Source organism: Streptomyces longisporus (genome assembly GCF_039532765.1).
Classification (GTDB): Bacteria; Actinomycetota; Actinomycetes; order Streptomycetales; family Streptomycetaceae; genus Streptomyces; species Streptomyces longisporus.
Map to the genome: position 1 here is coordinate 51,291 of NZ_BAAASG010000040.1, position 13,856 is coordinate 65,146.

Annotated in this window: 13 protein-coding genes; 4 read left to right on the plus strand and 9 right to left on the minus strand. The window is 68.7% G+C overall.

Annotated elements, in window-relative coordinates; all coding sequences use genetic code 11:
- The first annotated feature begins 77 nt into the window (after positions 1-77).
- A complete protein-coding gene (locus ABD355_RS44170; protein ID WP_344407088.1) occupies positions 78-779 on the plus strand; it encodes an SDR family NAD(P)-dependent oxidoreductase in 702 nt (233 codons plus the stop codon).
- Between the two features lie 278 nt (positions 780-1,057).
- Here ABD355_RS44170 and ABD355_RS44175 read toward each other — a convergent pair whose 3' ends face one another.
- From ABD355_RS44175 to ABD355_RS44215, 9 genes are all read right to left on the minus strand, one after another.
- A complete protein-coding gene (locus tag ABD355_RS44175) occupies positions 1,058-2,296 on the minus strand; it encodes a molybdopterin molybdotransferase MoeA (RefSeq protein ID WP_344407090.1) in 1,239 nt (412 codons plus the stop codon).
- Positions 2,297-2,381: 85 nt separating this feature from the next.
- On the minus strand, positions 2,382-3,371 hold the full coding sequence (gene moaA / locus ABD355_RS44180; RefSeq protein WP_344407091.1) for a GTP 3',8-cyclase MoaA: 990 nt from the start codon (positions 3,369-3,371) through the stop codon (positions 2,382-2,384).
- Positions 3,372-3,374: 3 nt separating this feature from the next.
- Positions 3,375-3,689 (minus strand): ferredoxin, encoded by a 315-nt coding sequence (gene fdxA, locus ABD355_RS44185; protein WP_344407092.1) that lies wholly within the window; start codon positions 3,687-3,689, stop codon positions 3,375-3,377.
- A 45-nt stretch (positions 3,690-3,734) separates the two neighbouring features.
- Positions 3,735-4,787, minus strand: coding sequence for a 2-oxoacid:ferredoxin oxidoreductase subunit beta (locus ABD355_RS44190; RefSeq protein ID WP_344407093.1), 1,053 nt, complete (start codon positions 4,785-4,787; stop codon positions 3,735-3,737).
- The gene (locus ABD355_RS44195; protein WP_344407095.1) at positions 4,784-6,688 is read right to left on the minus strand and encodes a 2-oxoacid:acceptor oxidoreductase subunit alpha; all 1,905 of its coding nucleotides are present in this window, start codon (positions 6,686-6,688) and stop codon (positions 4,784-4,786) included. The genes ABD355_RS44190 and ABD355_RS44195 overlap by 4 nt, the downstream gene beginning before the upstream one ends.
- Before the next feature lie 163 nt (positions 6,689-6,851).
- A complete protein-coding gene (locus tag ABD355_RS44200; RefSeq protein WP_344407096.1) occupies positions 6,852-7,307 on the minus strand; it encodes a molybdenum cofactor biosynthesis protein MoaE in 456 nt (151 codons plus the stop codon).
- Between the two features lie 83 nt (positions 7,308-7,390).
- Positions 7,391-9,640 (minus strand): molybdopterin-dependent oxidoreductase, encoded by a 2,250-nt coding sequence (locus ABD355_RS44205; RefSeq protein ID WP_344407098.1) that lies wholly within the window; start codon positions 9,638-9,640, stop codon positions 7,391-7,393.
- A 95-nt stretch (positions 9,641-9,735) separates the two neighbouring features.
- Positions 9,736-10,407, minus strand: coding sequence for an enoyl-CoA hydratase-related protein (locus tag ABD355_RS44210; protein WP_344407099.1), 672 nt, complete (start codon positions 10,405-10,407; stop codon positions 9,736-9,738).
- A gap of 45 nt (positions 10,408-10,452) precedes the next feature.
- Positions 10,453-11,064, minus strand: coding sequence for a TetR/AcrR family transcriptional regulator (locus ABD355_RS44215; RefSeq protein ID WP_344407100.1), 612 nt, complete (start codon positions 11,062-11,064; stop codon positions 10,453-10,455).
- Positions 11,065-11,486: 422 nt separating this feature from the next.
- On the opposite strand from ABD355_RS44215, the gene ABD355_RS44220 reads away from it, so the two are divergent.
- The 3 genes from ABD355_RS44220 (at position 11,487) to ABD355_RS44230 (ending at position 13,774) form a co-directional block, all read left to right on the plus strand.
- Positions 11,487-12,203, plus strand: a complete 717-nt coding sequence (locus tag ABD355_RS44220) for an SDR family oxidoreductase (RefSeq protein WP_344407101.1) — start codon at positions 11,487-11,489, stop codon at positions 12,201-12,203.
- Between the two features lie 74 nt (positions 12,204-12,277).
- Positions 12,278-13,282, plus strand: coding sequence for a type 1 glutamine amidotransferase family protein (locus ABD355_RS44225; protein WP_344407102.1), 1,005 nt, complete (start codon positions 12,278-12,280; stop codon positions 13,280-13,282).
- A 102-nt stretch (positions 13,283-13,384) separates the two neighbouring features.
- The gene (locus tag ABD355_RS44230; protein ID WP_344407103.1) at positions 13,385-13,774 is read left to right on the plus strand and encodes a MerR family transcriptional regulator; all 390 of its coding nucleotides are present in this window, start codon (positions 13,385-13,387) and stop codon (positions 13,772-13,774) included.
- The last annotated feature ends 82 nt before the right edge of the window (positions 13,775-13,856 follow it).

Below are 13,856 nucleotides of genomic sequence, written 5' to 3' on the forward strand. Positions count from 1 at the left end.
GTGGCCTATCCGGATCTCGATTTGGATAGGTCTATCCGGATGACTTTCTTCCTGACTGGCTTTTGGAAAGGATCGCTGTGACCAGCATCGCCATCGTTGGAGCCGGCCCGCAGATGGGCCTGGCCATCGCCCGCACCTTCGGTTCCCAGGGCTTCGACGTCGCCCTGATCTCCCGTAACCGCGAGAAGCTCGACGGTCTTGTCGGCACGCTCGCCACCGAGGGCATCACCGCCGCCGCGTTCCCCGCGGACGTGCTCGACCGCGACGCGCTCACCCAGGCGCTCAAGGACGCCGCCGCCCGGTTCGGCGGGATCGATGTCCTGGAGTACTCCCCGGTGGGGTCGTTCGGTGCCATCAAGCTGACCGCCCCGACCGAGACCGAGCCGTCTCATGTGGAGTTCGAGATGAACTTCCAGCTCTACGGAGCCATCACTGCCACCAAGGCGGTACTGCCGGCGATGCGGGAGGCCGGTGCGGGCACCCTGCTCTACACCACCGGCGCCGGCTCGATCTGGCCCGATCCGCGGGTCGCCAACGTCAACGCCGCCGCCGCGGCGCTGCGCAACTGGGTGATGAACCTGCACAAGGAGCTGGACCGTACCGGTGTCCAGGCTGCCCACGTCGGTATCGACTCGTCGATCGGCGTCTCTGTCATCCCTGGCGTGGAGGCGGCCAAGCCCGAGCAGATCGCCCCGCTCTACTGGGAGTTGCACACCACCAAGCGCGACGAGGCCGAGCTCGTCTTCCGCCTCGATGCCGAGGGCTTCCCCCGCGCCTGACGCTGCGCCGGCTCTGCTGACTCGGCCCCCCTTGTCGAAACCTGATCGCGTCGCGGCGTTCCAGCTTCGCGCCGCGACGCGGCTGTGAGCCCAGCTTCTCGGGGGAAGGTCCGTGGCCTCGAGGGTTCGCCGCCAGACGGCCGGGACCATGGCCGAGTTGGTCGACAGCGGCGTCGAACAGGGCGCGCACCTACCGCTCGTCGGCACGGTCGAACTCGGCGGCGAGGGCAGTTCCGCCGCCGACGGCCGCATTCCCGGGGCTCGTTGCGGGATCCTTGTCACGAAGACGAGTTGTGGGCAGTGGGCAAGGCGAGCAGCGGTGCTCCCTCCGCCGGTCGAGCGGCCGGTTTCATGACCGCAAGGGCATCTGCTTGAGCCACGCTGCGGAGCATGGCGCTGCCGCCATGTGGAAGGGGTACCGCTCGGCCGTCGCGGACTTGGACCGGGACGAGACGGGTCATCGTCGGGTGGGACGTGATCCCGCCGTTGCCCACCCGTGGGAGTGGCGGCAGAGGCAGCCCGCGGGCGCCTTGTATGGCGGGGACTACCAGGGTGAGAAACCCGACGAGCGCGGCGAGCGGATTGCCGGGAAGGCCGGCGATCAGGCGGCCATCCGGCAGTTGGTGCAGGCTCTGGGGATGGCCCGGCCGGCAGGCGACGGACGTCACCAGCGGCTCGGCGCCCAGGCGTCGCAGGGCTGCCTGGAGGTGATCGACCGGCCCGACGGACGACGAGCCGGAGACGATCACCAGTTCCTCTGTGGCCCGGTCGAACTCGCCGACAAGGGCGTCGAGACTGTCGGAAACGTGCCGCACGCTCGTGAGCCGGCCGCCTGCCCAGGCGACGAGCCCGGGAAGCTGTGGGCCGGTGGCATCGCGGACTCGGCCGCGGCCGGGGAGGCCCGAGGTGATCAGCTCGTCGCCAGTGACCAGGGCTCGCACGCAGGGGCGCCCCATCACTTCCAGGGTGTCGTGGCCGGCAGCAGCGGCCAGTCCGAGTGCCATGGCGGTCAGCTCTGTCCGCACCGGAAGCAGGACGTCCCCCGCTTCGTACTCCTCGCCCCTGTGACGGATGTGCTGTCGGGGCTCCAGTGCACGCCTCGTCGCCCCGACGGTGATGACCGAATTCGCCTCCCTTTGCGTGTGCTCGTAGGGCAGCACTGCGCTGGCACCTCGGGGCAGGGCGGCACCGGTGGCGATCTCGACGGCCTGTCCTGGGGCGAGGTCCATGTCCTGGTCGGCGGCATCGGCGCGGAGCCTGCCGACGATGGTCCAGCGTTGGGTGTCGAGGCCGCAGACGGCAAAGCCGTCCATGGCTGCGGTGTCGAAGGCCGGCATGGCGCTCAGCGCGGTGAGAGGTCGAGCGAGGCGCTCTCCCAGCGCGTCCGCAAGCGCCACACGGACAGCGGGGCACGGCAAGGCCGCGGAGTATGCGTAGGCGCGCGCCTGGTCCCAGGTCACGGCGGACGACTGGTGGGGAGTTTTGCGGTGCTCGCGGTGGTGGGGGGCATCGGGCACGCTGGCATCGGCGGACGGGGAACGGTGAGTCCCGACCGGGTGGGTGTGATCAGTCCGGTCCCGGCGGACGCCCTTGGTCATCTGCTCAGCCCCCGATGGCCGACATCGTGCGGGCGGGTTGCTCGAAGGTGTCTGTGCCGATGGCGCCACCTGCTTGCTTGCCCCACATGGCGGTCCGCCACCGGGTGGCGATCTCCTCGTCCGTGGCGCCTGAGCGCAGCAGGCCGCGCAGGTCGGACTCCGTGCGGGAGAAGAGGCAGGCCCGCACCTGCCCGTCTGCGGTCAGTCGCGTACGGTCGCACGCCTGGCAGAACGGCGCGGTGACGCTGGCGATGACACCGACACGGGCAGGGCCGCCGTCGACCAGCCACGTCTGGGCGGGGGCGCTGCCTCGGACGTCTTGCGGTTGCGGCGTCAGCCTGAAGTCATGGCGGAGGTTCTCGAGGATCTCGTCTGCGGTGATCATGCCGTCCCGGGTCCAGGCGCGGTCGCCGTCCAGCGGCATCTGCTCGATGAACCGAAGCTCGTACCCTCGGGCCAGGCACCAGCGCAGCAGTTCGGGTCCTTCGTGATCGTTGATTCCGCGCATGAGCACAGAGTTGATCTTGATCGGGGTCATGCCTGCGGCGTCGGCGGCCGCCAGACCTGCCAGAACGTCGGCATGCCGGTGCCGTCGCGTCAGCCGGTGAAAGACGTCTGCGTCCAATGTGTCGAGGGATACGTTGATCCGGTCGAGGCCGGCACGACGAAGCGGGTCGGCCAGGGTTTCGAGGCCGACGGCGTTGGTGGTGAGGGCGATCTCCGGGCGGGGCCGCAGGTCGGCGACGGCCTCGATGATGCCCGGCAGTCCGGGGCGCAGCAGGGGTTCGCCGCCGGTGAAGCGGACCTCGCGTACGCCCAGGTGCTCGACGGCGATGCTCACCAGTCGCACCACCTCTTCGTCGGTCAGTACCGACTCGGACCCAAGCCATGCCAGACCGTCGGCCGGCATGCAGTAGGTGCAGCGAAGGTTGCAGCGGTCGGTCAGTGAGACACGCAGATCGGTCGCCACCCGTCCGTGACTGTCCCGGAGCATCGTTCAGGCTCCCGTCTTGCCGCGCTGGGCGATCAGGGGGTGGTCGCGGTCGAGGGGACCATGCTGCGCGGCTCCGCCGGGCGCGGTGTCGAACACCTCGGCGTTGGCCTTCGCGAAAGCCGTCCATTCGTATGGCAGGTCCTCCTCGAGGAAGATCGCTTCGACCGGGCAGACGGGTTCGCAGGCGCCGCAGTCGACGCATTCGTCCGGGTTGATGTACAGCGACCGGGGGCCTTCATAGATGCAGTCGACGGGGCATTCTTCGATGCACGCCTTGTCTTTGACGTCGATGCACGGTTCGGCGATGACATAGGTCATGGGTGTCTCCTGAGGCGAGGGAAATGGGCGGAGCGGGGCTTGGGGTCAGGTGGTGGTCCACGTGTCGCTGCCGGCCAGCAGTGCGCCGAGGTGGCCGCGCCCCTGTTCGGCCTCGGCGCGCTCCAGTTGTTCTGCCATCAGCGCGTCGTAGACCGGTCGTCGTACGGAGCGCAGAACGCCGATCGGGGTGTGGTGGAGCGTCGCGGCGTTCGTGAGGCGGGTGAGCGCGAAGGCCGTTGCCGGGTTGGGGTCACAGGCGTCATGGACGATGACGTCGTCTTCGTTGGCGGCGGTGACCGCTTCCACGTACAACGCACCGTTCGAGCCGCGGAATACGCCCTGGTCAGTACCGAAGCGGATCGGCCGGCCGTGTTCCAGAGGGATCAGCGCGTTGTCGCGGGTGCCCGGTTCCTTCAGCACATCGAAGGCGCCGTCGTTGAAGATGTTGCAGTTCTGGTAGATCTCGACCAGTGCCGCGCCCTCGTGTTCGGCAGCCGCGCGGAGTACGGACTGCAGATGCCTGCGGTCGGAGTCGATGGTCCGGGCCACGAACGTGGCCTCGGCACCGAGCGCCAGGGACAGCGGGTTGAACGGGGCGTCCAGCGAACCCATCGGCGTCGACTTGGTGATCTTGCCGATCTCGCTCGTCGGCGAGTACTGGCCCTTGGTCAGCCCGTAGATCTGGTTGTTGAACAGCAGGATCTTCAGATTGGTGTTGCGGCGTAGCGCGTGGATGAGGTGGTTGCCGCCGATGGACAGGGCATCGCCGTCGCCGGTGACGACCCAGACCGACAGGTCGCGGCGTGATGCCGCCAGGCCGGTGGCGATGGCGGGGGCACGACCGTGGATGGAGTGCATCCCGTAGGTGTTCATGTAGTACGGGAAGCGGGACGAACAGCCGATGCCGGAGATGAAGACGGTGTTCTCGCGCCTGATGCCGAGTTCCGGCATGAAGGACTGGACGGCGGAGAGGATCGCGTAGTCCCCGCACCCCGGGCACCAGCGGACCTCTTGGTCGGTCTTGAAATCCTTGGCGCTCTGCGGGCCGTCGGCTTTGGGCACCAGCTGGAGTGAGGGGTACCGGTTGGACTCGGTCATCGCTGGTCCTCCGAAGTGAGGGTGCTGAGCGCCGCTGCCAGGACGCCGGACAGCTCTGCGGCCTTGAACGGCAGGCCGCGCACCTGGTTGCAGGACTGGACGTCCACCAGGTAGCGGGCGCGCAGGAGGAGGGCGAGCTGGCCGAGGTTCATCTCCGGCACGATCACCCTGCGGAAGCTCCGCAATATCGCGCCGAGATTGGCAGGGAAGGGGTTGAGGGTGCGCAGGTGTGCCTGCGCGACGCGTCCGCCGTCAGCACGCACACGGCGCACGGCGGCGGTGATCGGACCGTAGGTGGAGCCCCAGCCCAGTATCAGTACCCGCGCGTCGCCGGTGGGGTCGTCGACAGTGAGGTCGGGGACGTCGATGCCGTCCACCTTGGCCTGGCGGGTGCGGACCATGAGGTCGTGGTTGGCCGGGTCGTAGGAGATGTTGCCGGTGCCGTCCTCCTTCTCGATGCCGCCGATCCGGTGTTCCAGTCCTGGCGTGCCGGGAACCGCCCACGGCCGGGCGAGGGTGAGCGGGTCTCGCTTGTACGGCCAGAAGGCCGGCGTCCCGTCCGGTAGGACATGGTTGGGTCCGGAGGGGAACTCCACCGTCAAATCCGGCAGTTCGCCGACGTCCGGGATCCGCCAGGGCTCGGAGCCGTTGGCGAGGTAGCCGTCGGAGAGCAGGAAGACCGGCGTGCGGTAGGTGAGCGCGATCCTGGCCGCCTGCAGGGCCGCGTCGAAGCACTCCGCAGGTGTGGCGGGCGCGACGATCGGGACCGGCGCCTCACCGTTGCGTCCGAACATCGCCTGGAGCAGGTCCGCCTGTTCGGTCTTGGTCGGCAGACCGGTCGACGGGCCACCCCGCTGTATGTCGACGATCACCAGGGGAAGTTCGAGCGAGACAGCGAGTCCGATGGTCTCCGACTTGAGCGCCACGCCAGGTCCCGAGGTCGTGGTGACCCCCAGTGCGCCGCCGAACGCGGCACCCAGGGCGGCACCGATCCCGGCAATCTCGTCCTCGGCCTGGAAAGTGCGCACCCCGAAGTTCTTGTGCCTGCTCAGCTCATGGAGGATGTCCGAGGCCGGGGTGATGGGGTACGAGCCCAGGAACAGCGGAATCTGCGCGCGTTCGGCGGCTGCGATCAGCCCGTACGACAGCGCCAGGTTGCCGGCGATGTTCCGGTAGGTGCCTACCGGCAGCCGGGCAGGGGCAACCTCGTAAGAGACGGCGAAGGTCTCGGTCGTCTCTCCGTAGTTCCAGCCGGCCCGGAAGGCGGTCACGTTCGCCTCGGCGATCTGCGGCTTCTTCGCGAACTTGCGGCGAAGGAAAGTCTCGGTGCCCTCGGTCGGCCGGTGGTACATCCAGGACAGCAGCCCCAACGCGAACATGTTCTTGCTGCGCTCGGCCTCCTTCCGGGAAAGACCGAAGTCCTTCAAGGCCCCCACGGTGAGCGTGGTCAGCGGTACACCGTGGAGCCGGTACCGTTCCAGCGAGCCGTCGGCCAGGGGGTCGCTCGCGTAGCCGGCCTTGGCAAGGGCTCGCGGGGTGAACTCGTCCGTGTCGACGATGATTTCGGCCGCGCCCGCCAGGTCGGGCAGGTTCGCCTTCAGCGCGGCAGGGTTCATCGCCACCAGCACGTTCGGAGCGTCGCCGGGGGTGAGGATGTCGTGATCGGCGAAGTGCAGCTGGAAGCTGGAGACGCCCGGCAAGGTGCCGGCGGGGGCACGGATCTCGGCCGGGTAGTTCGGCAGGGTGGAGAGGTCATTGCCGAACGACGCCGTCTCCGAGGTGAACCGGTCCCCCGTGAGCTGCATGCCGTCACCGGAGTCTCCCGCGAAACGGATGATCACCCGGTCCAGCTGCCGGACCGGCTTGAGCCGGCCCTCACCCGATAGAGCCTCAGTGGTCATGGTGCCGCTACCTCTCGATCCGGAAGGGGTGTGGCCGACGGCGCTGGCCGTGGGTTCGCTGCACTTGGCGGGCGGCAAGGGCCGAGTCGATCCCGTCAGTGCGGTGACGTGCGCCGGGCCGGAGAGACGGCCCTGAGTGCGGGCCTCGTCCTACTGAACGGTGCTAGCAGGAGCCGACCCACTCCTGGGTCCCGTCGGAGAACCTTTGGTGTTTCCAGATCGGCACCTCGTGCTTGAGGTCGTCGATCAGCTGCCGGCACGCGGTGAAGGCTTCGCCCCGATGGGCACACGAGACGGCGACGACGACCGCGAGGTCGCCAACTATCAGGTCTCCCACGCGGTGGATCGCCGCCAGAGCGCGCACGGGGTGGTCGGCGGTAATCCTTTCGGCGATCCGTCGCATCGCGGCCTCGGCGCTGGGGTGGCACGAGTACCCCAGGGCATCGACATCCGAGCCGCCATCGTGATTCCGTACCGTTCCTACGAAGAGGGCGATCCCGCCGGCGGCGGCATCCCCGACCGCCCGGAAGACCTCGTCGACGCAGAGCGGTGTCTCACGTATGGCAAGCAGCTTGATCGGGTCGTCGGCCGCGCGTGAGCCGGGGTGCTCAAGGGGCACGGTCGTTCTCCTCGGATGTGCCGCACATCTGCGAACCCGTGCAGCGGGGCCCGCGGACATGTTGGCCTGTCGTGGGTGGAGGGTCAGGCGGAGAGAGCCTCGATGCGCGCGGGCACGTGCTTGTGCCACGGGACACCGGCGATGGGGTCGCGCCTGCGCAAGTCGGTGAGGGTGTTGAGGGCGACACCGGTGCGTTCCGTCCCCCCGTCCCCGGTGGGCAGATCGAGACCGAACCCGTTGGGCAGGGCGGCGTGCCCGGCCTGCATGCGGTCGTCGATCTCGACGGTGGCGTCGGCGGTGCCGCGCTCGGTGGTGATCCGGGCGGGCGCCCCGTTGTCGAGTCCGAGCTGCTCGGCGTCGTGCGGGCTGATGCGCAGCGTGCCGCCCTTGTCACGAAGGCGCCAGGTGGTGTCGCGGATGATGGTGTTCGCGGTGAACGCACGCCGCTGGCCGGCGGCCAGGACGATCGGGAACTCCTCGGTGGTGTGCACCGCCGGGGTGGTGTCCAGGTCGGCGTGCAGGTCGAGCAGTTCGGGGATGGGAAGCGGGATGCGGTGGCCGGGATGAGGCACGTAGCCCCAGGCGTCGTCGTACTCGTCCTCGGTGAAGATGACCCCGGAACGGCCCTTGAGGATCGCTTCGAACAGGGCTTCCGCGTCGGCGTGCCCGGCGCGGCGCATGGCCTTGGGGTACTCCTTGGCGATGCGCTGGCACAGCGCCCACAGCACAGCGGCGGAGCGGGCACCGTCGGGCAAGGTGGGGCCGAGGGTTTCGTACAGCAGATACGGGGCCAGCTTCACGGTGCTCTTGTCGAGTACAGCCAGGGCGGCGAACGCGAGCTTGTACGGGGTGCGGCCCAGGCGGGCCGCGGCACGCAGCAGGGAGAGGCGACTGCGGGGGACGGCACCGAGTTCCCGGACCAGGCGGGCGTAGATCTCGGGTTCGGTCAGCGTGCCGGGCAGCGGGTCGAGAACGGGGGCACGCAGGTGGAAGGTGTTGTGCGGGAACTCGAAGGTGAAGAAGGTCGCTTCCCACTTCTCGTACTGGGACGCGGCCGGCAGCACGTAGTCGGCCCGGCGCCCGGTCTCGGTCAGCGCGATGTCGATGACGACGACCAGGTCGAGCTTGTCGAGGGCCTTGGCGAAGGCAGCGGAGTCGGCAAGGGAGTGCGCCGGGTTGGACGACTCGATGACCATCGCCCTAAACCGGTCGGGATGGTCGTTGAGGATCTCCTCGGCGATGACGTTGCAGGGCACCAGGCCGCCGGGCATCCGCGCGCCGGTGACGGGGGTGCGCCGCGGGCGGGTGCTGTAGCGGGCGAGCGGTACCACCCACGAGTGCGGCTGCATCGCGCCCGGCTTGGCGAAGTTGCCGGTCAGCAGCCAGATCAGCTTGTTGAGGTAGGAGACGAGGGTGCTGTTGGGGCCCTGCTGCACACCCAGGTCCTCGTAGGTCGAGACGCTGGAGGCGGCTGCGATCCGGCGGGCCGTCGTGCGCAGCAGTTCCTCGTCCAGTCCGCACGTTGCAGCGCAGTGAGCGACGTCCACCGCTTTCAGCTGCTCGAGCACGGTTGCTGCCCCGGTCGTGTGGGCGTCGAGGAAGGCGTGGTCGACGAGGTCCTCCTGGACCAGGACGCCGAGGATCCCGGACAGGCACCAGGCGTCGGTTCCCGGCCTGAGCTGCAGGTGGATGTCGGCGAGGTCGGCGGTCTCGGTCCGCACCGGATCAATGACGATCATGGTTCGGGCGGGGTCCTTGGCGATGTCCTTGAGCACGGTGCGGGCCCGGGCAACCCCGTGGGTCTGCCAGGGGTTCTTCCCGATGAAGATCGAGACCTCGGCGTTCTCGAAGTCCCCGACGGTGTGACTGCCCGTCAGGTGGGCGTCGACGAAGCCTTCGCCGGTCTTCTCCTGGGCCAGGGGGTTGGAGCGGTAGCGGGCGCCCAGGGCGCCCATCAGGGCGCCGCTGTAGGCGCCGCCGAGGTGATTGCCCTGGCCTCCACCGCCGTAGAAGAAGATCGACTTACCGCCGTGAGTGTCGCGCACCGACTTCAGGCGGGCGGAGATCTCGCGCACGGCGGTGTCCCAGTCGATGGGGGTGAAGCTGCCGTCCGCCTCGCGGCGCAGTGGCGTGGTCAGGCGTTCCACACCGTTCTGGTAATGGTCAAGACGCAGGGCCTTGTTGCAGGTGTAGCCGCCGGTGGCGACGTGTTCCTTGTCGCCGCGGATCTTTGCGAAGCGCCGGCCGTCGGTCTGGATCTGGATGCCGCAGTTGTTCTCGCACAGAATGCAGGCGGTCTTGTGCCAACTGGCAGCGTCGGCCTGGTCATTCATACGTTTTCTCCTTGTCAACACCGCCAACCGTTTGGCGTGGGAGCTCGCGGCCGGGGGCAGGGCCGCGGCGGGCAGGGACGTTGTGGACCGTGAGGTCAGCCCATGGGGTTGGTGGTGTCGCGCAGTGTGGCCAGTGCGGGGGCGTACATGCGGGCCTTGATGGTGCCGAGGGTGTCGCCGGCCTTGTTCACCTGAGCCTGGGCGATCTCGATCGCGGTGGAGCGCACGGCGTCCTCGCTGACCGCCTGGTCGACGATGCCGGCGGCCGCGGCGTCGGCGCCGCCGTAGCGGCGGGCGGTGAGCATGGCCGCGTGGGCGGTCTGCGGCGACAGCCGGGACTGGATGAGCGCGGCCATGCCGGGGGTGAAGGGGATGTTGATGTCCGCCTCGGGCAGGCACCAGTAGCCGCGGTCGGCGCGCATCACACGGAAGTCGTGGGCGAGGGAGAACATCGCGCCGGCGGCGAAGGTGTGCCCCTGCAGTGCGGCCACCGTGATGACCGGCAGCGACAGCATCCGCGCGAACAGTTCGTGGACCGAGACGACGTAGTCCTGGTGCTGGTCGGCGTGGGCGAACAGCCAGTCCAGGTCGAGGCCGTTGGAGTAGAACTTGCCGGTGGCCGCGGTGACCAGGGCGCGGGGGCCCTCCGTCTTCTCGACCTCGTCGAGTGCGGCACTGACGGCGGTGAGCCAGTCGGGGTGGAAGCGGTTCTCGCCGTCTCCGAGGTCGAGGATGAAGACGTTGTCGTGGCGGTCGAGCGAGGGCATGGCGACTCCTTCGAGCTGAACTGACTGGGTCAAGGGGCTGCGCGCCTATGGCCGAGGTCCGGGTCCCGGACCGGGGCGGTCGCGCAAGGTGTAGAGGAGCAGGTCGTGGATCTCGGTGGCGGCCGCTTCGATCGGGGCGGTGCTCTGCTCGGCCCGGCACATGATCACCGCGCCTTCGACCGCGGCGATGATGAAGGCGCCCAGCCGGCGGCTGCGTTCCTCGGTCAGGCCGTGCCGGACGAACAGGGCCGCGAGGGCCTCCTGCCAGCGGGCGAAGACGGCGGCCGCTGACAGGACGAGCTGGGGTGCGTCGTCGTTGGTCTCGACGGCCACGGCCACGATGGGGCAGCCGGCCCGGAAGCCGCTTTCGACGAGCCGGTCGCGCCATAGCGCGAAGAACGCGTCGATGGCCTCCACCGGGTCGTCCGCCTGCATGGCGGCGTCGATCAGGCCCGCGATGAAGTCCCCGGCCAGTGCCACCGCCTCGTCGATGAGCTGTGTCCGCCCGCCGGGGAAGTGGTGGTACACCGAGCCCCGAGGGGCTCCGCTGTGCGCGAGCACACGGTCGATGCTGGTCGCGCTCGCCCCGTACTCACGCAGCAGAGCGGCAGCACTGAGGATCATCCGGTCACGGCTGTCACTCCTGCGCGGGCTCATCCGCCCACCACCCTTCCGACGGCGACGTGGCCCGCCAGGCGGGCTACCTGTCGGTAACTTATGGGGTATGGCATAGAACATGCAAGAGGGATCTGGCGGCGGGTCGGTCGCTTCCGTCACAGTCGCGCGCGCCTGTCGGGGTATCACGCCAGTCGTCTCGAACACGGGCGTGCCCATCTCGGGGTTGGTCCAGTTCCGCAGTCTGGGGATCGCCGGCCGCCTGCGAGGTCATAGACCCGGCTCCAGTCCGGCGCCGTCGCGGCCCGCCACCGAGGCCGCAGTGGGGCAGAGATGCCTGTCTCCTGCGGAGCCTCACCCGCAAGGACTTGCACCTGACGTTAGCGTGAGGTTTTAGCGTGGGCGATGTAAAGGCTCTCCCGGGCGTCCGACGACGCCTTCCCATGCGAAGGACTTTCCCCCACATGCAAATCGCCAATTCCGTTGCCCTCGTCACCGGTGCGAACCGCGGCCTCGGCCATCAATTCGCCACGCAGCTGCTGGAGCGGGGGGCTGCCAAGGTGTACGCCACCGCACGCAACCCCGAGAGCGTCGATCTGCCGGGAGCCGAAGTGCTCGGGCTCGACGTCACCGACCCGGCCTCTGTGGCGGCTGCAGCGGTAGCCGCCTCGGACGTGACGCTGCTGGTGAACAATGCCGGCATCAACACCGAGACCGATCTGGTCACCGGGGATCTGGACCAGATCGAACGGGAGATGAGCACGGCCTTCTACGGGCCATTGCGCATGATCCGGGCCTTCGCTCCGAGCCTGAAGGCAGGTGGTGGCGGGGCGATCGTCAATGTCCTGTCGGCGGCCTCCTGGTCCCCTTCGGAGCACTGGGGTGCCTATCACGCGGCCAAGGCCGCTGCCTGGAGCCTGACCAACAGCGTCCGCCTCGAACTGGCCAGGCAGAGCGCCTTGGTCACCGGGGTGTATCTGGGGCCGACCGACACCGACCTGGTGCGGGGGCTGTCGTTCCCGTTCGAGCTGAACGACCCCGCCGACGTCGTCAGGGCCGCGCTCGACGGAGTCGAGGCAGGGCAATCCGAAGTCCTGGCCGACGCCCTCTCCGCCCAGTTCAAGGCGAACCTCGCCCTCGACCCCGCCACGATCTTCACGCCGACCACGACCTCTGCCTGACCACCCACTGGCGAACCGTGGGGGCGACGCCACCAAACGGTGCCCCCTGCCCATGTAACGAAAGAAGACATGCCATGAACACCCCCACGGCGTCCAAGCCCAAGGCGCTGATCGTCATCCCGTCGGCCGCTGTCCTGCCGCTCACGGAACCGGCAGGCCACCCCGGCGTCTCCACCGGGTTCTACCTGGTCGAGATGGCGCAGGTCCTCAAGGAGTTCGGCGACGAGTACGAGTTCACCTTCGCCACCCCCGGCGGAATCGTCCCGCAACTCGAGATCAACGGTCTGGGCCTGCCGATGCACGCCGGCGCCAAGTCCGGCGCCGCAATGGTCTCGGCCACCGCGGCCCAGGCGTTCCGCTTCGACGTCGACACCTTCCGCGCCAAGCGGCCAGAGCTCGTCTCCCGCCGGGACAGCGAACTCGCCCTGGCCCACCACTACCTGGGCCGCCTGCCCGTCTCCGAGTCGCTGCCCAACAGCGACAAGGAGGTCGTGGTACTGCGTGACGACCTCATCAAGTCGATGCAGGACCTGCCTGAGCACACCTACCTCTCCATCGAGCAGCTCGTGCACAGACACCGCGACCCCGAGGACACCTTCGACCTGGGCGCGTTCGACTTCGTGCACATGCCCGGCGGCCACGCCCCCATGGTCGACTTCGTCGACAACCCCTGGCTCGGCGAACTCCTGCACACCCTGCGGGAGAACCAGGTCCTGATCTCTCTGATCTGCCACGCCCCCATCGCCATGGCCTCTGCCAAGTACCGGGTGGACCCCCACGGCGCCGTCGTCACCGACCCCGAGCACGCCTTCAAGGGCGCTCGCGTGACCACGGTCGCCAAATCCGCCGAGCTCTTCGTCCTCAGCAGCGGCTACCTCAAGATCCCCGGCAAGAAGGTACGCATGGGCTACTTCATCGACGAAGCCCTCAAGGACGCCGGCTACCACGTGCAGACCACCGCCAACCCAGCCGCCGTCAAGATCGTCTGGGAGGAAGGCGTCCGCCTGCTCACCAGCAACGGCCCCCACGCCATCGACGAGCACACCGCGCGCCTGCGCACCCTCCTGGCCCGCCGCTGACCCTCCCGCTCCGGTCCCGGAGCGTCGGCATCAGCTACGCTCAAACCTCACGCTGACGTCAGATGCAGCTCTGGTGGGACACGAGGACAGCAAGGAGCCGCCATGCGGATCGGAGAGGTCGCCGAACAGGCCGGAGTGAGCGTCCGGGCGCTGCGCTACTACGAGGAGCAGCGGCTGCTCAGCCCCACACGCACCGCCGGGGGGCAACGCGAATACCAGGACGGCTCGGTCGAGCGGGTCAAGATGATCCAGCTGCTGTACGCCGCCGGCCTGTCGAGCAGGCTCGTCCGCCAGGTTTTGCCGCGATGCATGAACGAGGGCCCCTCGCCCGTCGGGTTCACCGACAGCCTGATCACCGAACGGGCCCGCATCGACCGTCAGATCAACGATCTGACGGAAGTACGCACCCGCCTCGACGAGATCATCGCTGTGGCAACCGACCCGAGCCACCCGCATCACCGCCACCCCATCCGCGCCGCCGGTAACGCCTGAATCGATACCCAGGACCGCACCGTGGCGGCAGGGTCGTACGTGCGGGCGTCTCGTCGGCCGCCGCACGGTCCCGCCATGGACG

Excerpts from the sequence above, each read along its gene's own strand:
- ABD355_RS44220 (WP_344407101.1), top strand. The coding sequence starts at position 11,487 with ATGCAAATCGCCAATTCCGTTGCCCTCGTCACCGGTGCGAACCGCGGC.
- ABD355_RS44230 (WP_344407103.1), top strand. The coding sequence starts at position 13,385 with ATGCGGATCGGAGAGGTCGCCGAACAGGCCGGAGTGAGCGTCCGGGCG.
- ABD355_RS44215 (WP_344407100.1), bottom strand. The coding sequence starts at position 11,064 with ATGAGCCCGCGCAGGAGTGACAGCCGTGACCGGATGATCCTCAGTGCT.
- ABD355_RS44195 (WP_344407095.1), bottom strand. The coding sequence starts at position 6,688 with ATGACCACTGAGGCTCTATCGGGTGAGGGCCGGCTCAAGCCGGTCCGG.
- ABD355_RS44225 (WP_344407102.1), top strand. The coding sequence starts at position 12,278 with ATGAACACCCCCACGGCGTCCAAGCCCAAGGCGCTGATCGTCATCCCG.
- ABD355_RS44190 (WP_344407093.1), bottom strand. The coding sequence starts at position 4,787 with ATGACCGAGTCCAACCGGTACCCCTCACTCCAGCTGGTGCCCAAAGCC.
- fdxA (WP_344407092.1), bottom strand. The coding sequence starts at position 3,689 with ATGACCTATGTCATCGCCGAACCGTGCATCGACGTCAAAGACAAGGCG.
- moaA (WP_344407091.1), bottom strand. The coding sequence starts at position 3,371 with ATGCTCCGGGACAGTCACGGACGGGTGGCGACCGATCTGCGTGTCTCA.
- ABD355_RS44210 (WP_344407099.1), bottom strand. The coding sequence starts at position 10,407 with ATGCCCTCGCTCGACCGCCACGACAACGTCTTCATCCTCGACCTCGGA.
- ABD355_RS44205 (WP_344407098.1), bottom strand. The coding sequence starts at position 9,640 with ATGAATGACCAGGCCGACGCTGCCAGTTGGCACAAGACCGCCTGCATT.